This is a genomic window from Aridibaculum aurantiacum (assembly GCF_017355875.1).
GTDB lineage: Bacteria > Bacteroidota > Bacteroidia > Chitinophagales > Chitinophagaceae > Segetibacter > Segetibacter aurantiacus.
In genome coordinates, this window is sequence record NZ_JAFEWC010000001.1 from 2,164,219 (window position 1) to 2,189,979 (window position 25,761).

At 41.6% G+C, this 25,761-nt stretch carries 24 protein-coding genes; 18 read left to right on the forward strand and 6 right to left on the reverse strand.

Annotated features, from left to right (window positions below):
- Window positions 1–161: 161 nt before the first annotated feature.
- On the reverse strand, window positions 162–1,265 hold the full coding sequence (locus J4N22_RS09025) for a S1C family serine protease (protein WP_207493599.1): 1,104 nt from the start codon (window positions 1,263–1,265) through the stop codon (window positions 162–164).
- 3 nt (window positions 1,266–1,268) lie between these two features.
- Entirely contained in the window at window positions 1,269–1,835 is a 567-nt protein-coding gene (locus J4N22_RS09030; protein ID WP_207493601.1) for a sigma-70 family RNA polymerase sigma factor, read from the reverse strand.
- 148 nt (window positions 1,836–1,983) lie between these two features.
- On the opposite strand from J4N22_RS09030, the gene J4N22_RS09035 reads away from it, so the two are divergent.
- From J4N22_RS09035 to J4N22_RS09065, 7 genes are all read left to right on the forward strand, one after another.
- On the forward strand, window positions 1,984–2,163 hold the full coding sequence (locus J4N22_RS09035; RefSeq protein WP_207493603.1) for a hypothetical protein: 180 nt from the start codon (window positions 1,984–1,986) through the stop codon (window positions 2,161–2,163).
- Window positions 2,164–2,575: 412 nt separating this feature from the next.
- Window positions 2,576–4,243, forward strand: coding sequence for a DEAD/DEAH box helicase (locus J4N22_RS09040; RefSeq protein ID WP_207493604.1), 1,668 nt, complete (start codon window positions 2,576–2,578; stop codon window positions 4,241–4,243).
- Window positions 4,244–4,299: 56 nt separating this feature from the next.
- Entirely contained in the window at window positions 4,300–5,385 is a 1,086-nt protein-coding gene (locus J4N22_RS09045) for a chorismate mutase (RefSeq protein WP_242692106.1), read from the forward strand.
- Window positions 5,386–5,416: 31 nt separating this feature from the next.
- Window positions 5,417–6,430 carry a 3-dehydroquinate synthase gene (aroB, locus tag J4N22_RS09050; protein ID WP_207493606.1) on the forward strand — a complete coding sequence of 338 codons (1,014 nt, stop codon included), beginning with the start codon at window positions 5,417–5,419 and terminating at the stop codon, window positions 6,428–6,430.
- A gap of 13 nt (window positions 6,431–6,443) precedes the next feature.
- Complete coding sequence (gene aroA / locus J4N22_RS09055; RefSeq protein WP_207493607.1) at window positions 6,444–7,712, forward strand: 3-phosphoshikimate 1-carboxyvinyltransferase; 1,269 nt, start codon at window positions 6,444–6,446, stop codon at window positions 7,710–7,712.
- 27 nt (window positions 7,713–7,739) lie between these two features.
- On the forward strand, window positions 7,740–8,729 hold the full coding sequence (locus J4N22_RS09060) for a chorismate synthase (protein WP_207493609.1): 990 nt from the start codon (window positions 7,740–7,742) through the stop codon (window positions 8,727–8,729).
- Between the two features lie 18 nt (window positions 8,730–8,747).
- Window positions 8,748–9,074 carry a DUF952 domain-containing protein gene (locus tag J4N22_RS09065; RefSeq protein WP_207493611.1) on the forward strand — a complete coding sequence of 109 codons (327 nt, stop codon included), beginning with the start codon at window positions 8,748–8,750 and terminating at the stop codon, window positions 9,072–9,074.
- A gap of 119 nt (window positions 9,075–9,193) precedes the next feature.
- Here J4N22_RS09065 and J4N22_RS19925 read toward each other — a convergent pair whose 3' ends face one another.
- On the reverse strand, window positions 9,194–9,580 hold the full coding sequence (locus J4N22_RS19925; protein ID WP_242692107.1) for a hypothetical protein: 387 nt from the start codon (window positions 9,578–9,580) through the stop codon (window positions 9,194–9,196).
- Between J4N22_RS19925 and J4N22_RS19930 the strand changes: the two genes are divergently transcribed.
- The 8 genes from J4N22_RS19930 (at window position 9,579) to J4N22_RS09105 (ending at window position 15,769) form a co-directional block, all read left to right on the forward strand.
- Window positions 9,579–10,064: a YciE/YciF ferroxidase family protein gene (locus tag J4N22_RS19930; RefSeq protein ID WP_242692108.1), complete on the forward strand. Its 486-nt coding sequence runs from the start codon at window positions 9,579–9,581 to the stop codon at window positions 10,062–10,064. The two genes, J4N22_RS19925 and J4N22_RS19930, sit on opposite strands and share 2 nt — an antisense overlap.
- A gap of 76 nt (window positions 10,065–10,140) precedes the next feature.
- The gene (locus J4N22_RS09075; protein WP_207493615.1) at window positions 10,141–10,764 is read left to right on the forward strand and encodes a hypothetical protein; all 624 of its coding nucleotides are present in this window, start codon (window positions 10,141–10,143) and stop codon (window positions 10,762–10,764) included.
- A gap of 93 nt (window positions 10,765–10,857) precedes the next feature.
- Window positions 10,858–11,382 carry a hypothetical protein gene (locus tag J4N22_RS09080; protein WP_207493617.1) on the forward strand — a complete coding sequence of 175 codons (525 nt, stop codon included), beginning with the start codon at window positions 10,858–10,860 and terminating at the stop codon, window positions 11,380–11,382.
- A 69-nt stretch (window positions 11,383–11,451) separates the two neighbouring features.
- Entirely contained in the window at window positions 11,452–11,940 is a 489-nt protein-coding gene (locus tag J4N22_RS09085; RefSeq protein ID WP_207493624.1) for a CinA family protein, read from the forward strand.
- A 123-nt stretch (window positions 11,941–12,063) separates the two neighbouring features.
- Window positions 12,064–13,443, forward strand: coding sequence for a phosphoglucosamine mutase (glmM, locus tag J4N22_RS09090; protein ID WP_207493626.1), 1,380 nt, complete (start codon window positions 12,064–12,066; stop codon window positions 13,441–13,443).
- A 163-nt stretch (window positions 13,444–13,606) separates the two neighbouring features.
- Window positions 13,607–14,215, forward strand: coding sequence for a T9SS type A sorting domain-containing protein (locus J4N22_RS09095; RefSeq protein ID WP_207493628.1), 609 nt, complete (start codon window positions 13,607–13,609; stop codon window positions 14,213–14,215).
- Window positions 14,216–14,394: 179 nt separating this feature from the next.
- Complete coding sequence (locus tag J4N22_RS09100; protein WP_207493630.1) at window positions 14,395–15,525, forward strand: cysteine desulfurase family protein; 1,131 nt, start codon at window positions 14,395–14,397, stop codon at window positions 15,523–15,525.
- A 16-nt stretch (window positions 15,526–15,541) separates the two neighbouring features.
- Window positions 15,542–15,769 carry a CDGSH iron-sulfur domain-containing protein gene (locus J4N22_RS09105; RefSeq protein ID WP_207493632.1) on the forward strand — a complete coding sequence of 76 codons (228 nt, stop codon included), beginning with the start codon at window positions 15,542–15,544 and terminating at the stop codon, window positions 15,767–15,769.
- A gap of 155 nt (window positions 15,770–15,924) precedes the next feature.
- Here the strand turns inward: J4N22_RS09105 and J4N22_RS09110 are convergent, their stop codons facing one another.
- The gene (locus J4N22_RS09110; protein WP_207493634.1) at window positions 15,925–17,019 is read right to left on the reverse strand and encodes an AI-2E family transporter; all 1,095 of its coding nucleotides are present in this window, start codon (window positions 17,017–17,019) and stop codon (window positions 15,925–15,927) included.
- An 87-nt stretch (window positions 17,020–17,106) separates the two neighbouring features.
- Here J4N22_RS09110 and J4N22_RS09115 point away from each other — a divergent pair, with 87 nt between their 5' ends.
- From J4N22_RS09115 to J4N22_RS09125, 3 genes are all read left to right on the forward strand, one after another.
- The gene (locus J4N22_RS09115; RefSeq protein ID WP_207493636.1) at window positions 17,107–20,031 is read left to right on the forward strand and encodes a T9SS type A sorting domain-containing protein; all 2,925 of its coding nucleotides are present in this window, start codon (window positions 17,107–17,109) and stop codon (window positions 20,029–20,031) included.
- A 97-nt stretch (window positions 20,032–20,128) separates the two neighbouring features.
- On the forward strand, window positions 20,129–20,626 hold the full coding sequence (locus tag J4N22_RS09120; protein WP_207493639.1) for a hypothetical protein: 498 nt from the start codon (window positions 20,129–20,131) through the stop codon (window positions 20,624–20,626).
- Between the two features lie 347 nt (window positions 20,627–20,973).
- On the forward strand, window positions 20,974–23,187 hold the full coding sequence (locus J4N22_RS09125; protein ID WP_207493641.1) for a bifunctional alpha,alpha-trehalose-phosphate synthase (UDP-forming)/trehalose-phosphatase: 2,214 nt from the start codon (window positions 20,974–20,976) through the stop codon (window positions 23,185–23,187).
- Between the two features lie 99 nt (window positions 23,188–23,286).
- On the opposite strand, the gene J4N22_RS09130 is transcribed toward J4N22_RS09125, so the two are convergent.
- Window positions 23,287–24,513 (reverse strand): DUF6242 domain-containing protein, encoded by a 1,227-nt coding sequence (locus J4N22_RS09130; protein ID WP_207493643.1) that lies wholly within the window; start codon window positions 24,511–24,513, stop codon window positions 23,287–23,289.
- 104 nt (window positions 24,514–24,617) lie between these two features.
- Window positions 24,618–25,691 (reverse strand): DUF2279 domain-containing protein, encoded by a 1,074-nt coding sequence (locus J4N22_RS09135; RefSeq protein WP_207493646.1) that lies wholly within the window; start codon window positions 25,689–25,691, stop codon window positions 24,618–24,620.
- Window positions 25,692–25,761 lie beyond the last annotated feature (70 nt).

Genomic DNA, 25,761 nt, shown 5'->3' on the forward strand with positions numbered 1-25,761 from the left:
TGTTGAAATCTGTTCAGCTAATTTACTATTTGCTACTCTATATGACGATTATAATTTATTCTTTCTTATCCTCCGGTTTTCTGGTTGTGCCAAAGGAAATATATGTCACAAAAAAGTCCCGCCGGTAGGGCAGGACTTGAAGAATATATTTCAATAAGGGATTAGCGGGTAAATGTTTTAACCATAAATACGCAATCCTGTATCTGCTTTATTTGCTGCACACGGTCAAGACCTTTCAGGCTTGAGGCCGCAGGCAATTTTGTTTTCTGGAAAGAAGTATCTCTTTTTAGTTCATCAAGCGCCTGGTGAATATTTTTTGACTTGATAGCGAAAACAACACCTTCAGCTGTAGTTTGTGAGGTACTAACTACACCAACTACTTCACCATTTTTATTTAACACCGGCCCGCCACTATTACCTGGGTTTGCAGCTACTGCTATCTGGCAGGTTACGGTATCACCGTTAAAGCCAGTCTTAGCACTTGTATATCCTTCATTGTACACAATTTCATCTCTTGGATATCCTAATGTAAAGATGGGTTCACCAAGGTCGAGGCTTGTGTTGCGAATGCTGTACGGTAACTGTGCGAAAGGTTTGTAGTCTGCATCTTCTATTTTAAGAATAGCAAGATCTTTCGCCTCATCCAGGTGTACAATGGTAGCTTTAAACTGCTGGCCTTTGGTATTCTGTAATAAAATGGTTGATGCACCGCGAACAACATGCGCATTGGTAACCAATAAACCACTTCCATCAATAAGAAAGCTTGTGCCACCACCTTTAGCTTTTTCTTCTAAAGGCACTTTTGTCTTTATCTGGTTGATCTCGCTGTTCTGAACATTTACTTTCAGGTGCAGATCTTTTACAACCCTTGACAATTCGCGGATTTCTTTATCTGCTTTTGCCGGTGCATAATAACTAACAAGGCTACTAATGAATAAGGTAGTGACAAATGCAATGATAGCAGCAATGGCAGTTACACGCTTGTATTTCCTCCAAAGAAGGATCACCTTGCTTTCTGAACCGGCCGGTGTTTCTTTGATTGCACCTGAAGCTACCAGTTGGCAGTGAACATTTTGCAGTTCATGCTTAAAAGCACGGGTCGAAGAATAGTTATCCATCTGGTGCAGGAACATGTTGTGCTCTACTACCAGTTGATCCACTTCAGGGTTGTTGTTACGCAAATCTTCGAACCACGCCTTTTCTTCAGCACTCATCTTGCCGTCCAGGTAGCGCTCAATGGCATCGAATAATAAAATGTCTTCCATCACTTACTCTCCTATATTATATTGTGCAAAGAATAGTTTCTTCAGTCTTACGAGGCATTTGTATTTCTGGTTCTTGGCGTTGTCAGCGTTTGTGTAACCAAAAGTTTCAGCTATCTCCGTCATCCCTTTCTTCTGTAAGTAATAAGCTTCCAATAAGCTTTTACATGGTTCACCCAAACTTCCTAAAGCACGCTCCATAATAGCAAAATCTGCATTGCGCTTTTCCTGTATCTCAATATCTTCCTCTACAGGTACTGTTTCCTCCAGGCTTTCTACTTTGCCACTAAACCTATTTATATGTTGAAGACGCTTTAACCAAAGACGCCTGCAAATAGAATAAACATATGTTTTAATCTGGCAGGTGAGGACAAATGATTCCATTTTCACATTTTCATACAATACAATCATCGCCTCCTGGAATATATCCCGTGCATCATCATATGATCCATTGTTGTTTAAAACGAACGTCTGAACCATGTTGAAGTTATTCTTGTAGATTGTTTCTATGGCCTTAGGATCATTTTGTGCCAGTCCGATCAGTAATTGTTGCTCGTTAAATTCAGCTTTCACTCTACATGTTTTAATACACAGGTATCTTAAAAAGTAACCCAAAATAAATGGTTAAAGGCCAAAGAAAAATTTTTTAAAAAAGTGGGGTTACCTTTTATCTCCTCCAGGTATTAACATTAAATCATCAACAATTTTAAATTAACACACAATGAAAAAGTTATTAGCTATCCTGGTTTTAGGATCTTTCGTTGCTTGCAACAGTGGTGAATCAACTACTGACGCTGATTCAACTACAACTACTACTACAGTTGACACTACAAGCTTAACTCCAGTAGATACTACAACTACTATCGGTACTGATACTACAGGTACTGGTTCTGGATTATAATTGTAGCACTTGTCTGAAAAAGGCAGGGCTAAAGTTTATAAGAGGCTATCTCACCTAAAAGTGGATAGCCTCTTTTATTTCTACATCTTTTGCATAGCAAAAAATAATATATAAGTTTTAGGGTTACCAAAGGACTACTTCTTGTATAAATAAGTGTAAAAACTACATCTTAAAAATATTTGCTGTTTTACTAAGGCTTGCAGTAAAGGCAGTATAGGAAGAATTTTATATGGCAAGCAATCGTTAGAGGCCGTCCTTATTCTTAGGGATGGCTTTATTTTTTTGCTTCACTTCCAATTGGGTTTTAGCAACTGTTGTATAAAGATTTACCGCTATTCTTACCACAACAGTAACAACAATAGCTGCGTGTAGCGGCTTAAATAATATTAACTTCGCGGCAAATTTTTATTACATGATGACATTTGAAGGGTTGGGTATCAATGAAAAGTTGATACAGGCAACCACAGAGTTGGGATTTGTGACCCCAACTCCTATTCAGGAAAAGGCTATCCCTGTATTACTCAGTGGAACGAAAGACTTTGTAGGATTAGCACAAACAGGAACAGGAAAGACTGCAGCATTTGGTTTACCATTATTACAACTAATAGAGGTTCAAAATAAATTTCCACAGGCGCTTATTGTATGTCCAACACGCGAACTCTGCTTGCAGATCGTAAAGGACCTGGAACAATTTAAAACTTATATCAAAGGCATGCACGTGGTAGCCGTATATGGCGGTACTAGTATCAGCATGCAGATCCGCGACCTGAGAAGGGGTGTACAGATAGTAGTTGCAACACCAGGAAGGTTGATTGACCTGATAGAGCGTAAGGCTGTAGACCTGGAGCAAATCAAGTACGTGGTACTGGATGAGGCTGATGAAATGCTAAACATGGGTTTCAGGGATGATATAGAATTCATTCTTAAGAACACTCCTAACCGTGAAAGCACCTGGCTGTTTAGTGCTACAATGCCACCTGAAGTAAAACAGGTAAGCAAGCGCTACATGACTCAGCCGGTGGAAGTAACAGTGGGTAAGGCCAATACAGGTAATGTGAACATTGATCACCAGTATTATGTTACATCTGCGCACAACAGGTACGAAACGCTGAAAAGGATCATTGATTTTAACCCAGGTATCTATGGCATTGTATTCACCCGTACAAAGCTGGATGCACAGGATATTTCGGAAAAACTTACACGTGAAGGATATGATATAGATGCTTTGCACGGTGACCTTACCCAAGGACAGCGCGACAAGGTAATGGGTCAATTCCGCGACAAGACCTTGCAATTGCTGATAGCTACAGACGTAGCTGCAAGAGGTATTGATGTATCGGGTATTACGCACGTAATTAATTACGAATTGCCAGACGATGTAGAAGTATACACGCACAGAAGTGGTCGTACTGGTAGGGCGGGCAAACATGGAATTAGCTTGTCTATCGTTCACTCACGTGAGGTGTTTAAACTGCGCCAGATAGAAAAGATCGTACAGCAGCCTTTCCACAAATTGGATATTCCAAGTGGTAAGGATGTATGTCGTAAGCAGTTCTTCTTCTTTATGGACAAACTGCTGCAGGCAGATATCAGCCATGGCGATTACGAAACTTACCTGCCTATGCTGCAAGAGAAGTTTGCTGATGTTTCAAAAGAAGAGGTTCTGAAGCGTGTAGCTGCAATGGAATTTGACAGGTTCCTGAAATACTATGAGAATGCTGAAGATCTGAATGTTCGCGAAAGCAGCAGGCAGTCGAGGGACATGAGGTCTGGTGCAAGGGACGACCGAGATCAAACCCGCCGCCGCGACACTCGTGGACGTGAATTTGGCAACGGAGATTTCCAGCGCCTGTTTGTAAACCTTGGAACAAAAGATGGTTTTTATAAAGCCAGCTTCCTGCAGTTTATTCTTGACATGAGCGACCTGAAAAAGGATGTTCTGGGAAGGATCGATATGAAGGAAATGAACAGCTGGATTGAAATAGATAAAACTGCTGCAAACAAAATGATCAAGGCATTGGATGGTAAACCATTCAAAGGCAGAAGGATCAGGATGAATGATGCAAACAGCAGGGGATAATTTTCTTTTAAACAAATAGTATTGCCACCAGGTTTGTGGTGAAAAGAATAAGTGAGATGGAAAGAGAGAAAATGGTTGTAACAGATATATCAAAGGTTTTGAGTAAGAAACCTTTGATTATTTCAGGCCCATGCAGTGCCGAAACAGAAGAACAAGTTTTAGCAACTGCCATACGATTGAAAGCTACAGGTAAAGTAGATGTACTACGCGCCGGCATCTGGAAGCCGCGTACAAGACCCGGAAGTTTTGAAGGTGTAGGAGTTCAGGGATTGCCCTGGCTTCAGCAGGCAAAAGAAATAACCGGTTTGCCTACAGCGATAGAAGTGGCTACAGGTAAACAAGTAGAAGAAGCACTTAAACATGATGTAGATATTCTTTGGGTTGGTGCAAGAACGACTGTTAATCCTTTTAGTGTACAGGAAGTAGCCGATGCACTACAAGGTGTAAAGGTTCCTGTACTAATAAAAAATCCAATTAACCCCGATTTGGAACTGTGGGGTGGTGCTGTAGAAAGAGTTGCCAAAGCAGGGGTAGAGAAAATTGGGCTTATACACCGTGGTTTCTCTTCTTATGGTAATACAGAATTTCGAAATGCTCCTATGTGGCATCTTGCCATTGATATGAAGCTGCGTCACCCGGGTATGCTCATGATAAATGATCCGAGCCATATTTGTGGTAACAGGCACATGTTGCAGCGCGTTGCGCAAAAAGCTATTGATCTTGATTTTGACGGCGTGATGCTGGAAAGTCATGTTGATCCGGATAATGCGTGGAGTGATGCAAAACAGCAGGTTACGCCTGAGCGACTCTTGGAGTTACTGGAAGGGATTAACTGGCGAACTGAAGATGCTATCGCTCCTGAAACCATCACCGCCTTTGAAAAGCTGCGTACCCAGATAGATCATGTAGATGATGAACTGCTGCAACTGGTGAGCAGGAGAATGAAATTGGCAGACCTGATAGGCGAATACAAAAAAGAGAACAACGTTACCATTCTGCAGGCAAAGCGCTGGACGGAAATATTAGAAAGGGCATTTAATAAAGCAGAAGAACTTGGCTTAAGCAAAGAGTTCCTTACACGCTATTTCGATGCTATTCACCTGGAGAGTATCAACCACCAGACTAAGATCTACAACAGCTAGTTCTTGCCTTTCAAAACCAGAACTTCCTTAGATGAAAAAGACGATCCAATTTTCTTCTGCTACTGTACATTTTTATTTTGATACTGCTTTTGCTGAACTGGAAAAGCTGGTACCAAAAGAACAAACAATCATACTTACAGATGAGAACGTCCACGGCAAGCACAAAAAGAAGTTTGCACAGTGGAAGGTTATCATTTTGCCTGCAGGCGAAGCGCATAAGAACCAGTCTACGGTAGATAATGTGATTGAGCAGATGATAGCATTGGGCGCTGACAGGAAGACTACTTTGGTAGGTGTAGGTGGTGGCGTTATAACAGATATTACCGGCTATGTAGCCGGTATTTTTATGCGCGGTATTTCCTTTGGTTTCGTTCCAACCAGCATACTGGCTATGGTAGATGCAGCCATTGGTGGTAAGAATGGTGTTGATGTAGGAATGTATAAGAACATGGTGGGCCTCATTCGCCAGCCGTCTTTTCTTCTATACGATTATTCACTGCTTGCTACTTTGCCTACCGAAGAATGGATCAACGGCTTTGCCGAGATCATTAAGCATAGCTGCATCAAGGACAGGAAAATGTTTGTAGAACTGCAGCAGCAAAAAATCAGAACCTTTCAAAAAGATCCGGCTGCATTAGCTAAACTTATAAGGCACAATGCAGACATCAAAATAAAGGTGGTACAGCAGGATGAGTTTGAACAGGGAGAACGGAAGCTGCTGAATTTTGGTCATACCATTGGACACGCTATAGAAAACCTTTACCAGATACCACACGGTCACGCAATCAGCATAGGTATGGGTGTGGCATGTAAGGTTTCATCAGCCGTTAATGGTTTCAAAGAAACAGCAGAAGTGCTACAGTTACTAAAGCAGTATGGCCTTCCACCACAGTTTGATTTTGACAAAGAGGCCACTTATAAGATATTACAGGCAGATAAAAAGAAACAAGGTCAGCAGGTCAATTATATCCTGTTGCAAAAGATTGGAAAAGCCATTGTTCATCCAATAGGATTTGATGAACTGGCAGCAATTATAGACCGCTAAAGCAGAGGCTAAGATGATCGCAAGAATAACCCCTTCTACTATATCAGGAAAAGTACAGGCGCCGGGAAGTAAAAGCCTGATGCAACGTGCATGTGCAGCGGCATTATTGGCCAAAGGCAGAAGCACTATCATAAATCCTTCTCTGAATAATGATGATGAAGCAGCATTGGATATCATTCAAAAGCTGGGAGCAGTTGTTGAATTTTTAGAGGATGGCAATATTGCTATTACAAGTGAAGGTGTTCAGCCAAAAGAAGGAGCTATACACTGTGGCGAAAGTGGCCTGTCATCAAGAATGTTCACACCCATAGCTGCACTGTCTCCTTCCGCACTTACCATTACCGGTGAGGGCAGCCTTGTAACCCGTCCTATGGATTTCTTTGAACAAGTACTTCCACAGCTAAATGTTGAATGCACTTCATCTGGTGGTAAGCTACCACTTCATATAAAAGGGCCGTTACAACCAACCAATATAGAAATTGATGGTTCGCTAAGCTCACAGTTCCTAACAGGTTTATTAATGGCTTTTGGAGCTGCTGTAACAGAGCCTGTAACCATTACTGTAAAAGAGCTTACCAGCAAACCTTATATAGATCTTACACTGCAGGTAATGGAAAGCTTTGGCAGGAAGATCACTCATGATGACTATGAAAAGTTTCACTTCCAGCCACAGGAGGTGAATTATACGCCGCAGCAATTTTCTATAGAGGGCGACTGGAGTGGTGCTGCATTTTTGCTGGTAGCAGGTGCTATTGCTGGTGATATAGAAGTAACCGGTTTAGATGTTTTTTCCAGCCAGGCCGATAAAGCTATCCTTCAGGTTTTGATGGATAGTGGCTGCAGGCTTTCGGTAAGGGAAGATGTTATAGAAGTAGGACCTGCTCCTCTAAAGCCGTTTCATTTCAACGCTATTCAATGCCCCGATCTGTTTCCTCCTGTAGCGGCACTTGCTGCTTTTTGTAATGGTAAATCTGTAATTGAAGGCACACACAGGTTGACGCATAAAGAGAGCAACCGTGCAGTAGCTATCCAGCAGGAGCTTGGTAAAATGGGAGTGGAGGTAGAACTGCAAGGCGACCTGATGATCATTAACGGTGGTGGTGTAGTAAGAGGTGCACAGGTTTATTCTCATCACGATCATCGTATAGCTATGGCGTGTGCTGTTGCTGGATTACGAGCTGATGGAATAACCGAAATTTCTGCAGCAGAATCAGTGAATAAATCTTACAAGGCTGTTTACGATCATTTGAAAAGTTTAGGTGCTACTGTAGAGGTTGTGTAATTTTACTGCACATCAACAAACAAGCAATTGAATAGTTTCGGCAGGATCTATCGCATCCATATTTTCGGTGAATCGCATGGTGAAAGTGTAGGCGTAACAATAGATGGTTGCCCGGCAGGATTATCATTAACCATAGAAGATTTTTTACCTGATCTTAAAAGAAGGCAAGGCGGCGCTAAAGGAACAACTCCACGAAAAGAGGAAGATCTTCCCATTTTCAAATCCGGCATTTTCAATAACAAAACGACTGGTGCTCCAATCACCATTCTTTTTGAAAACAACAATACACGCAGTTCAGATTACGAGAAACTCCGCGATGTGCCACGGCCAGGTCATGCTGATTGGGTAGCACATCAGAAATTTGGCACCTATGAAGACTTCAGGGGTGGTGGTCATTTTAGCGGACGCCTTACGCTTGGCTTGGTAGCAGCAGGTGTTATAGCAAAGAAGCTGATGCCTGCGGTACAAGTACAAGCAAATATTACTGCAATTGGTGGTGAAGCAGACATTGATAAAGGACTTCAAAAAGCCATTAATGCTAAAGACACTATAGGTGGAGTAGTGGAATGTAAAGTGAATGGTTTACCTGTTGGCTTAGGTGAACCATTTTTCGATTCGGTTGAAAGTTTATTAGCGCATGCTGTATTTGCCATCCCTGCTATTCGTGGTGTAGAATTCGGGACAGGCTTTGCAGCAGCAAATATGTTTGGAAGCGAACACAATGATGCTATAGAAGATATGAAAGGTACTACACGTACCAATCATGCAGGTGGTGTAGTAGGTGGAATAACAAACGGCAACGAGCTGGTTTATAGAGTAGCTGTAAAACCCACTTCATCTACACCTAAAGAGCAACAAACACTTAATTGGAACACAGGAGAACAAGAGGCATTTGCTGTTCGTGGGAGGCATGACTTATGTATAGCTTTACGCGTGCCGGTAGTGCTGGAAGCAGTAACGGCGCTGGTTTTAGCAGATTGTATGCTACTCGAACAAAAAATAAATCGAATTCATTAACCACAAAATTAAGACGTTATGGATGCACCCGTAATTTATCATCTTACAACCCTACCCGAATGGGAAGAGGCCCAGGACAAAGGTGTTTACGATCCTCCTTCATTTCAAAAAGATGGATTTATACATTGCTGTACCGATGAACAATTGGATCATGTAATGAAACGGCATTTCGAACAGCATGAAAACCTTATCAAGCTGGTCATCGATCCAGCAAGAGTTACACAGCCTTTGCGTTACGAGCACAACGAATCATACAACCAGGAGTACCCTCATATATACGGACCACTGAACCTGGAGGCAGTAACGCAGGTAGTATTCCTCGATCCAATCACATCAGAAGATTAAGTAACCATTGAATTAATTATAGCAGCCGGCAAATAGCCGGCTTTTTTTATGCATTCAAATCCTGCTTTGTAAAACTTTGATGATGAATGATTGATGTTGTTTATAAGCAGATGTATGTATTACAACCAGTTCGTGTGGAAAAAAATCAGCATGTTTATATTCAATTGATTCTGAGTAAATGGCATTAATTTTTTAGACATGGGTGAATAAACCAGAAAATCAAAAACCATGGCAAAAACTACAAACAAGAAGAGTGCAACAAAATCCTCTTCTTCATCAGGAAAAGGTTCTTCTGGCAGCGGATCTAAAAGCGGAAGCACTTCAGCTTCTAAATCTTCAGGCGGTTCTAAAGCAGCACCTAAAAAAGCTGCTACAGCAAAAGCTGCTGCTCCTAAAAAGGCTGCTGCTAAAAAAGCTGCTACTTCGTCTTCAAGAGGTCGTGCTGCAACACCAATCAATGAAACCGGAATGTTCCAGGAGTTGTTCCTTGAATCATTGAGGGACATGTATTATGCAGAGAAGCAACTGGTAAAAGTTTTACCAAGACTTCGTAAAGCAGCTACATCACCTGAACTTCAGCAAGCATTCGAACAGCATACTGCAGTTACACAACAACAAGTTGAAAGGCTTAACCAGGTGTTCGAAGCGTTGGGCAAAAAAGCTCAAGGTAAAAAATGCGAAGCAATGGAAGGCTTGGTAAGAGAAGCTGAAGAGATCATTTCAGACACTCAAAAAGGTACCAAGACACGTGACGTTGGTTTGATCATGGCTGCTCAAAAAGTAGAACACTACGAAATAGCAAGCTATGGTAGCCTTGCTACACTTGCAGCTACTATGGGTAATCCCCAGGTAAAAGAATTGTTGGGACAAACTTTGCAAGAAGAAAAGGATACAGATCAATTGTTGACTGAACTGGCAGAGAACAACATCAATGAGCAAGCTGCGCAAAATGAAAGCGAGGGCGAAGAAGAGGAAGAAGACGAAGAATAACCATAGTTGTTTCACATGTTAAAGCCAGGAAGATCATTACCTGGCTTTTTTATTTAAACCAAATATCAACATAGCGATGAAAGAGAATGAAGCGATACCTGAACTTCCCAAACAGGAAGTAGGTGCAAAAACTGATATAGAGGCATCTGAAACTTTATTAGACGCAGCAGAAGCAAGACAATTTTACCAGGAAGCACGCCAACGTTTTTTAGATGTAAACAGGTGGCACGACCTGACAGGTTTAATGACTGCATCATTTCAGATAACAGATGAAAATGGTAATGATGTAAACCGTCCTATACAGGTGCGAGATCATTTTAAAATTGATATTCCGGGTCCTGGTAACAGCACCGGTGATGGTTATGATTGGGTACAGGTAGAGCGTATAGAAGAAAAGGTAGATGAAGAATTGGATTCTGAATCAATTATCATGACTGTGCGTCCTGCACATAATCCCACTACAGCTAAAGAAGATATAGCGCATTTTTTCTCTGATGATGCTACATCTAATTTCATGTTGATGCGGGAAAAAAATCACATCACTGCTGGTGTTCATGGACGTAATGAAGTACCCAATACAGGAGAGACAGGTAGTTTACTGGATAAGGCTCGCAATGCTATTGTAGGAACCACAGCATTGCTTGGATTTTCTAATGCACAGTGGTCAACACTTGTAAATGCATGGCTAGGTAAGAAATAATAATAGGTCATCGAGTATGAGCAATGCGTAAAGCAGGTAACTCGCATGGCACGACTTTTATCCCATTTACACAAACAAAATATGGAGGTTATTATGAATAACAATCAAGATAAAGACCAGGAAGTACTGACACCTGGACAAGAAGAAACAACCGGAAACAACAGGGGATTGAATGAAAGTGGTGAAGGAATGGATAAAGATCTAGGTAATCTGGACAATGGTGCGCTAGGTGGTGCCGATGCACGTGAGGGTGCTGGCGCCGGTACAGGCAGTATGAACAATGGACAAGGTGATGGTGGTAGTCCAAGTGCTGCAGGTAGTACAGGTACAGGTGGATTAGGATCAATAGCTGCTGGTGCTCCCGGAGCTGGTGGCGATAGTGTAAAAGGTGTTGCAGGTAACAGTGGAAACTTTAGCAATACAGGTGGCGCCAGCGCCTCTGAAGGCGGTATGGGATCAGGTAATAAATCAGCAGATGATGATAGCAACATTGGCAATAATAGTAATCTGGGAAATGAGCAGAACGCAGAGAAACTGGCAGGTGGAGGTAACGAGGGTGGCTCAGAAGGTAAAGGAGATGCATCAGGTAAAGACGGCGCAGTTGCTGGCAACAGTTAGTTATTAAGTAGGTTAAAAGAAGAAGATGGGCTTATTACTAAGCCCATCTTCTATTTATACAAGTAAAGCATGACGTACGATAAACAGCTTGTAGATTCTATCAAAGAAATTCTTAGCAGCAGCCAGTCAACCATAGCTGTTGCAGAAAGTGTGACAGCAGGCCATATACAGGCAGCCTTATCACTTGCTACCAAAGCTGCCGAATACTTCCAGGGCGGCATCACGTGTTACAATCTTGGACAAAAAACAAAGCACCTGAATGTAGAGCCAACGCTGGCAGAAAAGAGCAACTGCATTCACCAGAAGATAGCCGCACAAATGGCTAAAGAGATTTGCAAACTCTTTATCAGCAACTACGGTATAGGAATAACTGGTTATGCTACTGTTGTTCCTGAAATTGAAGAAGAAGGAATATTTGCTTTTGTAGCCATTGTAGAAAATGGAGAGGTGGTTGTTGAGAGGCGACTGACATCAAAGAAAGAGGACCCGCTTGAGGTACAAGTGGATTACACTATGCAGGCACTGCAGGTTCTGCATCAGCATTTACAAAAGAAATGATTTCCTCGTGCCTAATTAGGTAAGTGTTTTTGGTTATAGTTTCATCATTTTCAAAGGAATAATACCTTTTGAAAACGTTCGCTATTTCAGTTATGTTTGCACTCCAACACTCATATTTCATCAATGGCACTTATCAAAAGTATATCCGGCATCCGCGGTACTATAGGCGGAAAGCCTGGCGACACGCTTAGCCCGCTGGATGTAGTTAAATTTTCTGCTGCATACGGCACATGGCTTCTACAACAAAATACAGGTAAAAAAGTAGTACTTGGTCGCGATGGCCGCATTAGTGGTGAGCTGGTTCAGCGGCTTGTGATAAGTACTTTAAATGCTCTTGGCATTGATGTAGTTGATCTTGGCCTGAGTACTACACCAACAGTAGAAATGGCTGTAGGGTTTGAAAATGCAGCAGGTGGTATCATCATCACAGCAAGCCATAATCCTAAAGAATGGAATGCGCTGAAACTACTGAACCACAAAGGTGAATTCATAAGTGCTGAAGATGGAGCCGTTGTTTTATCTATAGCTGAAAAAGAAGACTTTGCTTTTGTGGGTGTAGATAAACTTGGAAGCTATACAATAAATACAACTGCACTTCAGCAGCATATTGATGCTATTGTTCATTATCCTTTGGTGGATGTAGCTGCCATCAAGAAAAGAAAATTCAGCATTGTATTAGATGCTATTAATAGCACTGGAGCCATTGCTGTTCCTCTTTTGCTGAAAGCTTTGGGTGTAAAAGATATTACTATTCTTAATGAAGAAGTAAATGGAAAGTTTGCGCATAATCCTGAGCCGCTGCCACAGCACCTGAATGAACTATGTAATGAAGTGAACCGCAAGCAGGCAGATCTTGGTATTGCTGTAGATCCTGATGTAGACAGGCTTTGTTTTGTGTGTGAGGATGGAACCCTCTTTGGCGAAGAATATACTTTAGTAGCTATAGCTGATTATGTATTGCAGAAAAAGCCAGGTAATACTGTAAGCAATATGTCGAGCACACGTGCTTTGAAAGATGTTACAGTTAAAAATGGTGGTGAATATTTTCCAAGTGCAGTAGGAGAGGTGAATGTAGTAACCAAGATGAAGGCAGTAAATGCAGTGATCGGTGGCGAAGGAAATGGAGGCATCATTGTACCAGATCTTCATTATGGAAGAGATGCTTTGATCGGCATAGCTTTATTTCTTACCTACCTTGCTCATAGTAAAAAAAGTACTAAACAATTACGCGGCACATACCCTGATTATTTTATCAGTAAAAATAAGATTGAACTGGAGCAAGGCTTCAATGTGGATGCGATATTTGAAAAAATAAGAGACAAATACAAGAACAATCCTGTGAATACAGAGGATGGTTTAAAGATCGAATTTGAGAACGATTGGGTTCACCTGCGTACCAGCAATACAGAACCGATCATTCGTATTTATGCAGAGAGCAATTTTGAGACAACTGCAGAAAATATTGCCCGCAAAATGATACACGATATTAAGGAGAATATGTAAGTTCTTCTCACTCTATAGAAAAGCCGGTCACATGATCGGCTTTTTGCATTTCATGTGGTCATGCTTCCTCAAATAATCCAATGTTATCTACAACTGAAAATTGGCTGAAACTCGCTACAGGTAAGGCATGCAGCTTGTAATATATTAGGTAAAACCAATAATCATGAAAGCTATTTACTTATATATATTCTTACAACTTGCGGTCGTCAGTGTGATGGCGCAGCAGACAACTTTAGCCAGTTTTAGAGCTAATCAAAAGAATACAGCAGTAGAATTGAATTGGACAGCTCTTACAGAAGCAAATATGCAAATGCACTATGTAGAACGTAGTTCAAATGGTGGCGATTTTCAAACAATAGGTAACGTGGTGCCGCAAAATGCCACTACACCAACCAAGTATGAATTTGTAGATGCCGCTCCTGTACAAGGGCCTAATTATTATCGTATCAGGTCGTTGAGCAGAACAGGAGAGGTAACACTAAGTGGGATAGCAAGATTGAACATGGGAGCTATAAGAACAGATATCGCTGTTATGCCCAACCCTGTTAGAAATGGCGTGGTAAATCTTCAACTGAACAACATTGATAAAGGACGTTATGCTATAACCATAGTAAATGCACAAGGGCAGCGTGTTTATACATATTCTTTAGATCATCCTGGCGGGTCTTCTACTGAAATAATCAACCTGCCTGGTAATGTTGGAAAAGGCACACATTTCTTACAAGTCACTAATGGAATTACTCGCTTGAATAAACAATTGCTACTGCAATAATCACTCATCATAAATTTTAAAAGGAGTTGCCTCGTGGCTAACTCCTTTTTTTGTTTCTGCTTATGAACAATAGAAACTGTTCTTATTCTTATATACTTATTTTTGCGCCAATTGCTAAACAAGGTATGGCAGCTGTTGCCATACCTCATCTCTAACGATTGACCATAGAATAACCCCACATGTCAGAACGTATATATTTAGACAACGCCGCCACTACCTGCCTGGACTCGCAGGTGTTGGAAACTATGATGCCTTACCTAACCTCGTGTTATGGAAACCCATCTTCTATCTATAGCTATGGAAGAGAAAGCAGGCTGGCTATTGAAAATTCACGGAAGACTGTAGCTAAAATTTTAAATGCTCATCCTGCTGAGATCTTTTTCACCAGCGGTGGTACCGAGAGTAGCAATACAGCCATTACTGCTTCGGTGCGTGACCTTGGATGTAAGCATATAATCACATCCACCATAGAACATCATGCTACGCTACATACAGTAGAGTACCTGCAGCATCGTGGTGAAGCAACAGTTGCTTATGTCAAAATTTTAAAGGATGGACATATAGACCTGCAGCACCTGGAAGAATTATTAGCTTCTTCTAATAAGAAGACATTGGTAACGCTGATGCATGCTAATAATGAAATAGGTAATATGATAGACCTGCACGAAGTAGGTAATATCTGTAAAAAGCATAGCGCTATATTTCATAGCGATACAGTGCAGACTGTTGGTCATTTTCCTTTTGACCTAAGAAATACGCCTGTACATTTTATAACAGGTGGAGGACATAAATTTCATGGACCGAAAGGTGTGGGGATGCTATACATTAATGAGAATGTAAAGATCAAGCCTTTTGTACATGGTGGTAGCCAGGAAAGAAATATGCGGGCAGGAACAGAAAACCTATATGGCATTGTAGGTTTTGCAAAGGCATTGGAAATAGCTACAGAAAAATACGAAGAGCATAAGAAGTTTATTAATGATCTGCGGCTATATATGATGGAGCAGCTGCGCGATGCTATAAAAGGTGTAACATTTAATGGCGATCCTTTAGGTAAAAGTTTATATACCGTATTAAGTGTTAGCTTTCCCAAAACGGAGAAAAGTGAAATGATTTTATTTAACCTGGATATAAACAATATATGTGCGAGTGGTGGTAGTGCATGTACCAGTGGAGCCGACGCAGGCAGTCACGTGATACGTGCCATCAACAACAATCCCAACCAGGTGACCGTTCGTTTTTCGTTCAGTAAGAATAACACGAGGGACGAGGTGGATACGGTTGTTGAGAAATTAAAAGACATGATCTAATCAATAAAACAAAAACATGGCAGCAACTAAAATAACTGTGAACAACAACGGTTCATTAAGAATAGAAGGTGATTTTGAAATAGTAGATAAAGACGGTAATACTTATGACCTTGGTGGACGGGAACTGGTATCCATTTGCCGTTGTGGTTTATCGAAGAATAAGCCTTTCTGCGATGGTGCGCACAAAGGACATTTTGAACACGAGGCTGTAGCCTTTGCACTTCCTCCTAAGAAGACGACCTAGTAACTGATCGTGATGAAGCTGGAAAATGAAGACCAGCACCGCCACTAGCACAACTGAACTAATGCGCCTGCTTGAGGTAGGCAGGTTACACAAGAATTATGTTTGAAGAGATGGTGATGATTACAAAGGCTTTTTTTTAGCCAATGTGAAATGAGTTAGGTAGAAGGCTTCAAATTTTTGAACCAGCCTTTTACCTTGTTCATCATGTCGCCACTCTTTTCCTTCTTTTCCTGGCCGATTAAGAAACCGATTGGCTTTAAAGGCTCTACATTATCGCAGATAACTTTGGTGATACCCAGCAGCGGGATGGCCAATACCACACCCGGTATACCCCACAACTGATCGCCAATTACCAGCACAATAATAGTGGCTAGTGCGTTGATGTTTACCTCTGCGCCTACTATTAATGGCTCCAATACATTTCCCTGGATAAACTGCACCAGCGCATAAACGATTACTATCCCGAGGATGATGGTCATGTCGCTGCCTTGTGCTACGGTAACCAATATGGTGATAGTGGTGCCTATAACATTTCCTATGAACGGAATGATCTCGAGTATGCCGCACAGTATGGCGAAGAAAAGAGCATTTTTTACACCGAGTAAAGAAAACCCGATACCATACATGATCCACAGGCAGAATATCATCATCCCTAGGCCGGTGAGATATTGTTGCGTTACATGAGCTGTATCCGTTATAACCTTATCAGCTTTTTTCTTTCGCTCCTGCGGCACCATTTGTAAAATTGCTTTTTTTACATGCGACCTGGAGTACATAAAAAAGAAAATGTAGACGATCATGATAATGGCATCTATAAAGAAGCCGGAGATTGATGAAAGGATTTTTCCTCCTGCACCACCAGACTGCTGTTGCTGTTTTTGTATCATCTCTTCCTGCTTCTGAGGAGTGACACCAAATGTTTTATCAATGGTATTCTGGAGATCTGAATAAGCTTTTTTAGCCTGTTGTTCAAGTTTGGCCTTGTCTTCCATTAGTTGATTTACCTGCCACGAAACCAGCGCCACAAGACCTGCAAAAACAGAAAGCAGGATAAGGATGCAGGCAATAGCTGCTATTGCCCTGTTAGCACCTATTCTTTCAAGCCAGCGGCTAACTGGTAAAAACAGCATTGATAAAACAGCAGCAAGCGTAAAAGGAATAAGAAATTGTTTGGCAAAATAGAGCCCTGCAAATATTCCGAATAAGAGTACGACTATAAGTACGGCTTTGAGCAGTGGTGGCAGCTTCATAAACTATTGAATTGTAAATCTTATGCCATACGTTTTTGGCTTTGTTTTTGCCTGTTAAGATTTCTTTAACACCTACAATCTTCCCAGATGAGAAAAATCTATGCTTTAGCAGTAGTTGCTATTGTATTGGTAGCCGCTGCGTACTTCCTATTTCCAGCCTTAAAACACACACCTACCGTGCTGGCTGATGAGAACAAAAAAGAAAAGTATGATGGCCCCATGGAAAGGGGTTTGTTAGAAATGCTTAAAACACAAGACCCTGCTTTGGGGAGGGTGCCAACAGAGCGGCTATGGACAGCAATGCTTCAAACTGAAGAAATAAAAGAGCAAGCAGCCGCCAGGCGGTTTTCAAGTTTATTTTGGGAGGAACGTGGACCAATTTTCGACAGTGTAGGCCCCAGCAATGGTAATACCAGGGGATCTGTTACTAGTCAACCGCAGCAGCCTGGTTCATTTACCAGTGGAAGGATAAGGGCGCTATTGGTAGATGCTGCAGACCCCACAGGCAATACCGTATGGACGGCAGGTGTGGCAGGTGGATTATGGAAGACTACAAATTTCCTAGATCCCAATCCAAACTGGCAGATCATTTCTGACTTTTTTGATAACATGGCTATCACTTCCATTGCGCAAGATCCTTCCAACCTGGATGTAATGTACTTCAGCACAGGTGAAGCTACCAGCAACGCAGATGCAGTGTGGGGAAGAGGTGTTTGGAAAACTACCAACCACGGTATCTCTTGGCAGCAGTTGCCATCTTCAACAACGTTCAACCGCAACTTCAAGATTATGTGTGATGGTGCGGGTAATGTTTACCTCGCCACCCGTGCTTTCGGACTTCGTAGATCTAACGATGGTGGCTCTACCTGGGTTGATATTACACCTTCAAATCTTAGCGGCATTACAAACTCCAGCTTTTGTACAGACATTGAATTTGCCGGCTCTCGATTATTGGCAAGCTTTGGATATGCAACTGCCAATGCGTCAAACCTGGCTGGGATAAGATATACAGACAATCCTGCTACAGCTACCAACACCTCTTGGGAAATAGCTACTGGCTTGCCTGAAAATTCTAACAGGATAGAAATGACCGCAAGAGGTGATACCTGTTATGCAGCGCCTAGTACAACAACAAATACTGTAGTAGCAACTTATAGATCGTTTGATGGTGGTGCAAACTGGACACGTAATAATCCAGTTAATTATCCTAGCCCAATCAATATAGCCAGTTCGCAGGCATGGTACGACCTCGAGATCAAGATAAGCCCGGTTAATCCACTGGAGTTTCTTGTTGGCGGACTGGATGCATACCGTTCAGTAGATGGTGGACTTACAGTAGTACGCAATACTTATTGGGTAGGCAATCCTCCCTATGTACATGCCGATCATCATACTTACAACTGGATGCTGATTGGTGGACAGCTGCGAGTGATAATGGCTACTGATGGTGGTTTGTTTCTTTCTTTAGATAATGGTGCTACCTACCAGGACAGGAATATCGGTCTTGGATTAAAGCAATTTTACAGTGGAGCCATTCACCCGCTACGTACGCATTACTTATTAGGTGGTACACAAGATAATGGATCGCACCAGATAAAGAACCCAGGCAAAACATACTCCATTGAAGTGACTGGTGGTGATGGTGCTTTTGTAGATATAGATCAAAGGAACCCGAATTTCCAGTATACATCTTACGTATATAACCAGTACAGGCGTAGTAATAATGATGGCAATACCTGGAGTAGTTTCAATCTGTCAAATAATAGAGGTTATTTCATTAACCCCTTTGATTATGATGACTCGCTTAAGATCATGTATGCAAGCTTTGCCATTTCAAATGCACCAAACAGGAGTATACTCAGGTGGAATAATCCAACAACAGCTACAAATAGTACAAATTCTTCACGCGATACTTTGGTAATAAGTAGTCTCTCGCGGGGAGCCTCTGCAAGCAATGCCAGTGCTTTTATCACCTCGCCTTATACACATGACCGGCTGTTTGTAGGCGGCAGCAATGGAAGCCTGGTACGTATAGACGGAGCAAGTACGGCTACCAATGCTGATATGAATACACGTACAACCGTGCTTACAGGTCCTTCGTTTTCTACAGGCTTTATTAATTGTATAGCTATTGGTAGTAGCGATGATGAGCTGCTGGCTGTATTTTCTAATTATGGTGTAACAAACTTGTGGTATTCATCCAATGGTGGTACAACCTGGACGGGTATAGACGGTAATCTTCCTGATATGCCGGTGCGGTGGGCATTGTTTCATCCAACTGAACAAAACAAATTGCTTATAGCCACTGAAACAGGTGTGTGGACAACTGAAATGATAAACGGGGCAAGCACAGAATGGACACCGAGTGGCAACTTCCCGCTTGTACGGACGGATATGCTGAAGTTGCGTCCGTCAGACAATCTCATATTGGCTGCAACACATGGCAGAGGTTTATGGACAACCAATCTTTCCACTGTTTTACCATTAAAAGATATTACGCTGAATGGCAGCTTGCAGTCAGATGGTAGCAGCCTGTTGGCGTGGAAAGCATATGGTGCTACCAACCAAACACGTTATACAATTCAATTTAGTAAAGACGGTAATTCTTTTACTGATGTAGGTGTAGTGGCAAGTACAGTGAATGAATATAAACATAGGCTGAATGTGCCAGTTGGTTATTACCGAATAAAAGGCACTGAACCGAATGCAGCGCCTGTTTATTCTAACGTGGTAAGTATACGAGGTGGCAGAGGTGCAGGATTACAAGTGAGAGTGCTGCCAAACCCGATAACAACTTCAGGGAACTTTATGTTAAACAGTGCTGAAGGAGGAAACTTTAATTGGAATATCATTGATGCACAAGGCAGAGTAGTGCAATCAGGAAAAGGTAGTGTAGCTGCAGGAAGTGCAGTAACAGTTCCACTGAATATGACGCAACATGGCCGTGGTATCTATAGGTTACAAATTATCCTAGGTAAGGAAACAATAACGCAAAGTTTCATGAAACAATAATTACTGGAAGAGGTTGCCTAAAGCAACCTCTTCTTATTTGTGCCGGATCTACAACTGTGCATTGTTATTGCATAATGCATCAATAATAAAAACAACTATGAAAACATTGTTAGTAAGGTGCTTCCTGTTGTGCAGTCTTTCAGCATGTGCACAAACAAAATATGGTGTAGTAAAACAACATGGATTTTATAGAGAATCAATACCAGGTATGATAGCGGTAGATGACAGAGGAATAGAGATAAGGAACATTGATACGGTGTATGCGGTTTTTCTTGAAACAAAGGCTGGTAAAGCATCTGTTTGGAAACGAGCGTGGGTTAATGGAGAAATGTATAATGTACTAACCACTGTAATGGCTACTCCTTTTATTGTTGGAATGAAATATGACAATGATGAACAAGTGACGCTATATGCAAAAGAAGGCAATCAACTGTTGCAATTGAACCTTGAAAGAGCTGGCGAAACAGCGAAACCGAAGAACTACAAAAAGCAATTGGCTTCCAACAAAATACTCCTTGAAGGTGTAAGGCAGCAGGATACCGTATACATGGTGATCGATAGCCTGAAGCATGTACGGGGGAAGGAGCATCAGTAAGTTATACGCATCTAAATGAAAGGCAACTAGTTTATAGCTGGATGTGACATATAACTTTATCTACCTAAATGTGTAACTGCTGAAGCGGTTGATATAGTACAAGTGTGCGACGCAACCGGAGTTTAATAAAGTACTGATGCTGGTTACATACCTATCTATTTAACCGAAGGTTCGCTCTTTCCATTAACCTTTTCGCCAGCATTATATCCTTATTTTTGCACCGGAACTTTTATTGATTGCTGCCAGTTGTTCAACCCTACTTCAGCCAGATTTATGGCAGCAGTTTTATGTATTTGCACCTGGTTATAGGTGCGTTTTTTTAATCAGAAGAATAATAGAAGTATAGCATGAGTAGATTAATTATCATCTCTAACCGATTACCTTTTTCGCTTGATACAAGTGGTAAAGAAGCAGTGATCAGGCAAAGTTCGGGTGGGCTGGTTTCGGCATTGAAAGGATATTTTGAGCAAGTAAGCGATAATCAATTCAATGAGAAGATCTGGCTGGGAAGCTGTGACTTTTCGGAAGAAGATTGGAATGAAAACAAAGACAGGTTGCAGGGATCTGATTTTACTGTTGAGCCTGTTTTTATGGATAGTGAAGTTTACAGTAAATACTACAATGGGTTTTCTAATTCTACTATCTGGCCGCTGTTTCATTATTTTCCTTCGCTCACTCAATACGAGAAAGACCAGTTTGATGCATACCAAGAGGTAAATAAAATATTTGCTGAGAAGGTGTGTGGTATCATGCAGCCGGGCGATGTGGTTTGGGTGCATGATTACCAATTGATGCTGATGCCGCATCTTATTCGTAAGCGTCATCCTGAAGCTACCATCGGGTTTTTCTTGCACATTCCTTTTCCATCGTACGAGGTGTGCAGGCTGCTGCCTTCTGATTGGAAGCGTGCAATACTAAAAGGCTTACTGGGTGCTGATCTTCTTGGATTTCATACATATGATTATGCGCAGTATTTTATACAGACAGCTAAAATGGTGTTGGGTATAGATAATCATTACAACACGCTGCAATACAACAACAGGACGATCAAAGCTGATTTGTTCCCTATTGGTATAGATTATAATCGTTTCAAGCAGGCAGCATCTGAAGAAGCTGTAATGAATTACAGGGAAGAACTTCAAAAGAACTTTGAAGGCAAGAAGATCATATTTTCAGTAGACAGGCTTGACTATACAAAAGGCCTTACTTATCGCTTGCAGGGTTATGAGAACTTTTTAGAACGTTATCCTGAATGGCGTGAAAAAGTCATCTTCATTTTCAACGTGGTTCCATCTAGAGATAATATTCCAACTTATTTTGAAAGAAAGCGGATGGTGGAAGAAAAGGTAAGTACCATCAATGGTAAGTACTCAACCATTCACTGGCAGCCACTTATATATAGGTATAATCATCTTGACTTTCATGAGCTGTGCGGGCTTTACCAGGCAGCTGACGTAGCATTGATAACTCCATTAAGAGATGGTATGAATTTGGTAGCTAAGGAGTACGTCGCCAGTTGCAGTGACAAAGGAGTATTGATTTTGAGTGAATTAACTGGTGCAGCAAGTGAATTAAATGAAGCTTGCCTGGTTAATCCAACAGATAGTGAAGAGATGGCTGATGCCATAGCTTCATCGCTCCAGATGCCGCTGGATGAGCAACAGGAAAGAATGAGTGTAATGCAACGCCGTCTGGCAGATTATGATGTAGTACACTGGGTAAATGACTTTTTAGAACAGCTCACTAGTGTGAAAAAAGAGCAAGAGAAACTCAAGGTGAAACTTATGGATCAACAGACTATTAAAAAGATAAGGCAGGATTATGCCAATGCTGGCAACAGGCTCATCCTGCTTGATTATGATGGAACGCTTTCACCGTTTGCAAAACTTCCATCGCAGGCTGCACCCAGCAATCCTGTGTTAGCATTTTTGAAAGAACTATCCGCAGATGAAAGAAATAATGTGGTAATTATTAGCGGACGTGATGCAAATACATTAGAGCGTTGGCTGGGGCATCTTCCGTTATCTTTCGTAGCAGAGCATGGTGTTTTCATAAAACATAAAGAAGGAAACTGGAAGGCGCAAACTACGCTTTCAACTGAATGGAAAGAGGAGATAAGGCCGATGTTGCAATCGTATGTTACACGCTGTGCAGGGTCGCTGATAGAAGAAAAGGAAAATACACTTACCTGGCATTACAGGAATACACACCCGGGATTAGGATTTGTTCGCAGCCGCGAGTTGCTAAACAACCTGCTTCAATTAACAGCCAATACACCTATCCAGGTTATCGATGGAAATAAGGTGCTGGAGGTAAGACAGACGGGTGTAGATAAAGGCATAACTGCACTTAAAATGCTCAATCACTTCAATCCAGAATTCACGCTTTGCTTAGGCGATGATACTACGGATGAGGATATGTTCAAGACGCTGGATGGAAAAGGCGTAACTGTTAAAATAGGTACAGGTGCTACTGCTGCTAATTTTAATATCCCAACTCAGGCAGAGGTGTTGCCTTTTTTACAACAAGTAACCAAGGCTCTAGATCCGGTTCAGGTATAATATGCACTAAATATTATTTAAGATATAAAGCAGGAGAGGGGAAACTTTCTCCTGCTTTTTTTATTTGAATATTAGTTTCCTTTTCGTTTTTCATTTTCATTAAATCACTACCAGCTTTCTTGTATACTTCTTTCCTTCCAGTTCTATGGTTACATAATATATTCCTGCAGGAAGTGGATTGTCAATAGTAAGCAGGTTAGCTCCTTTTTTCAAAGGCTTCTGCAGGAATGGGTAATGGACAATTTGCCCTGCAGCGTTTGTTATAAATAAGGATGTTGTGATGTCTTCTTTTACCTGTATCTCCACCTGGAACTTTTGCTTCGTTGGGTTTGGGAAAAACTTGCCGATCTTAAACTGGATATCAGGTGTCGGTTCATCCCACGGCGGCGTAACTCCATATTCTATCAACGGGCGAAAATATAAACCATCTAACCTTGCCTGCCACAGGTTCTTTTGCGATACTGCTGTTTCGTAAACAAATGAATTCTGATGCTGTTCTATAATTTCCCAAGGCTGCATCGGTTGTGCTTCCTTAGGCTTTTTATAAATGGTCACATCACCTAGCCCATAATTTACTATGGCAAAAATTGCTTGCCTGAGGTTGGCCATTACTACATGGTGCCCATTTTTTAATTGCCCGGTATTTGTCCAGTTTTCACCATTGGTGCTGCTATACACACCGGCAGAAGTTGCAGCATATAAAGTGTCATTTACTGAAACTATATCAGATACATTCATGCCGGGAGCAAGCTGTCCTTTTACCAGGTGCTCCTGCCATTGCCCAGCTGATTCGTGGTATTTAAAAATGCTTCCGTTGGCACCACCCGATGCAACCATCAATGCGCCATTGCTTGCTATACTTGAAGATGTGGTCCAAGTAAAACCATTCATGAAAGGACGCCAACTTGTTTTGTTTTCAGCAAGCTGATATACGCCGCCATTATCTGTGCTGGCATACAAATGTCCTTTAAAGATGCAGAACTCGTTGATGTAACTATCTATGCCAGTTGTTATGTTTTGCCAGCTGCGCCCAAGGTTAGCGCTCTTGTACACGCCACTACCATAGGTGCCTACAAACCAGTTGTTTTCAAAAATGATAAAGTCATCTACTGAAGGTATATCGGCTGAAATAATAGCAGAAGAATCCCACGTAAGCCCATCATTGATACTTGTATAGACGCGGTTTGAACCACCTGCGTATAATGTACCATTCGCATAAGCAATATTGTAAAAATCACGTGCAGGTAGTTGTTCTACTTTTCGCCATTGAGCACTGGCTGAAGTTGCAATAGCTATTGTAAGAAATAGCAGGTAAAAGATTTTCATTGCATCTTTTTTTGATACAACAAAGGAAAGACAGTCGCATCAACTCATTCATCACATGAGCATGTGATTGCATACCAATGGAAGAAAAAGGGGATGAGTGGCTGCTAGAAGTGAAGCCAGTTTACCTGCAGTTTTCCATTAGATAGTTCCAGTGAAGGCGCCGGGAATTTAAATGCATTCAGCACACCAAATGCAAGCCGGAGGATCTTGTTATTCGTTCTGATCCTGGATAGATCAATATCTGGTGCTATATACCACTGGCGATAACGCTTAATATCCCTTCGATCAAAAGTGACCACACCATCCTTTATGGCAAGATTGCTTTCAGCGCCAAACATTCCATTTGCACCATAACCTACAGCTACGTTTAACCATGGTGGTAAATTAGAATTTGGAAAGAAAGATTTTAGGTTGCCACTCAACCAGTAGGTCTGCGAGTTATAATCCTTCAACATACGTGAAGGGATGCTGCTGCCGAATAATTTATCCGCACGGTTATTCAATTCAGGGTCTTTATAATCTCTTTTGTGAAAAGAGAATTTGTACCTGATGCGTTGTTCGTTCCATGCCAATTCCTGGCCTACTAGCAAACCACTCCCTGCTACATTGGCCGCAAAGTCACCCCAGCTCCAGCCCCATTCGGTACTGAATCCATCCAGTATTTCAATGGCAGTCAAGTAAACGGCTCCACTCATTCCACCTATCCAAATTCTTTGTTTCCTGTTCAGCCCGGCCCACCGCCACATTTCCATACTACCATAACCTGCTATATATGCACTATATGCATGGCCCACTTTGTCAATTTGTTTCCATTCGTGGTTGTCGTTAAAAAAGTGAAAGCCTGACTGAGGGTAGTTTTTATACCAGGCAAAATATAAGGCTGTCATGGTGCCTCCATATCCAACAATTTTTGCTGCAGTTATTAGCTTGATACGTTGTTTATTATAAGGGTACTGCCGTGTAAATTCATTGGGTGCTTTGGAGCATCCAAAGCAGCCCTGCAAAACATGTATGGAAGAATCTGAAGTATTACTTTTATCAGAACTAGCATCATCCTTCTCTTGATAGATGGAAAGAACAGTATCTGCAATTGCTGTCTGCAGGCTATCTGCTCCAACCTGGCCATAACTAACACCTGACGATAAAACAGTACATAAGAATGCTATAATCCACTTCATACCTGCCAAACCTAAGGCATTTTACGGGGTTAGAAAAACAGGCGGAATGGGTAGCCTTTTATATAAAAGC

Coding starts and splice junctions, on each gene's coding strand:
- J4N22_RS09120 (WP_207493639.1), top strand. CDS start 20,129: ATGAAAACATTGTTAGTAAGGTGCTTCCTGTTGTGCAGTCTTTCAGCA.
- J4N22_RS09110 (WP_207493634.1), bottom strand. CDS start 17,019: ATGAAGCTGCCACCACTGCTCAAAGCCGTACTTATAGTCGTACTCTTA.
- J4N22_RS19930 (WP_242692108.1), top strand. CDS start 9,579: ATGTATTATGCAGAGAAGCAACTGGTAAAAGTTTTACCAAGACTTCGT.
- J4N22_RS09080 (WP_207493617.1), top strand. CDS start 10,858: ATGAATAACAATCAAGATAAAGACCAGGAAGTACTGACACCTGGACAA.
- J4N22_RS09125 (WP_207493641.1), top strand. CDS start 20,974: ATGAGTAGATTAATTATCATCTCTAACCGATTACCTTTTTCGCTTGAT.
- J4N22_RS09130 (WP_207493643.1), bottom strand. CDS start 24,513: ATGAAAATCTTTTACCTGCTATTTCTTACAATAGCTATTGCAACTTCA.
- J4N22_RS09105 (WP_207493632.1), top strand. CDS start 15,542: ATGGCAGCAACTAAAATAACTGTGAACAACAACGGTTCATTAAGAATA.
- J4N22_RS09135 (WP_207493646.1), bottom strand. CDS start 25,691: ATGAAGTGGATTATAGCATTCTTATGTACTGTTTTATCGTCAGGTGTT.
- J4N22_RS19925 (WP_242692107.1), bottom strand. CDS start 9,580: ATGTCCCTCAATGATTCAAGGAACAACTCCTGGAACATTCCGGTTTCA.
- J4N22_RS09075 (WP_207493615.1), top strand. CDS start 10,141: ATGAAAGAGAATGAAGCGATACCTGAACTTCCCAAACAGGAAGTAGGT.
- J4N22_RS09065 (WP_207493611.1), top strand. CDS start 8,748: ATGGATGCACCCGTAATTTATCATCTTACAACCCTACCCGAATGGGAA.
- J4N22_RS09095 (WP_207493628.1), top strand. CDS start 13,607: ATGAAAGCTATTTACTTATATATATTCTTACAACTTGCGGTCGTCAGT.
- J4N22_RS09040 (WP_207493604.1), top strand. CDS start 2,576: ATGATGACATTTGAAGGGTTGGGTATCAATGAAAAGTTGATACAGGCA.
- J4N22_RS09085 (WP_207493624.1), top strand. CDS start 11,452: ATGACGTACGATAAACAGCTTGTAGATTCTATCAAAGAAATTCTTAGC.
- glmM (WP_207493626.1), top strand. CDS start 12,064: ATGGCACTTATCAAAAGTATATCCGGCATCCGCGGTACTATAGGCGGA.
- J4N22_RS09035 (WP_207493603.1), top strand. CDS start 1,984: ATGAAAAAGTTATTAGCTATCCTGGTTTTAGGATCTTTCGTTGCTTGC.
- J4N22_RS09115 (WP_207493636.1), top strand. CDS start 17,107: ATGAGAAAAATCTATGCTTTAGCAGTAGTTGCTATTGTATTGGTAGCC.
- J4N22_RS09025 (WP_207493599.1), bottom strand. CDS start 1,265: ATGGAAGACATTTTATTATTCGATGCCATTGAGCGCTACCTGGACGGC.
- aroA (WP_207493607.1), top strand. CDS start 6,444: ATGATCGCAAGAATAACCCCTTCTACTATATCAGGAAAAGTACAGGCG.
- aroB (WP_207493606.1), top strand. CDS start 5,417: ATGAAAAAGACGATCCAATTTTCTTCTGCTACTGTACATTTTTATTTT.
- J4N22_RS09045 (WP_242692106.1), top strand. CDS start 4,300: ATGGAAAGAGAGAAAATGGTTGTAACAGATATATCAAAGGTTTTGAGT.
- J4N22_RS09100 (WP_207493630.1), top strand. CDS start 14,395: ATGTCAGAACGTATATATTTAGACAACGCCGCCACTACCTGCCTGGAC.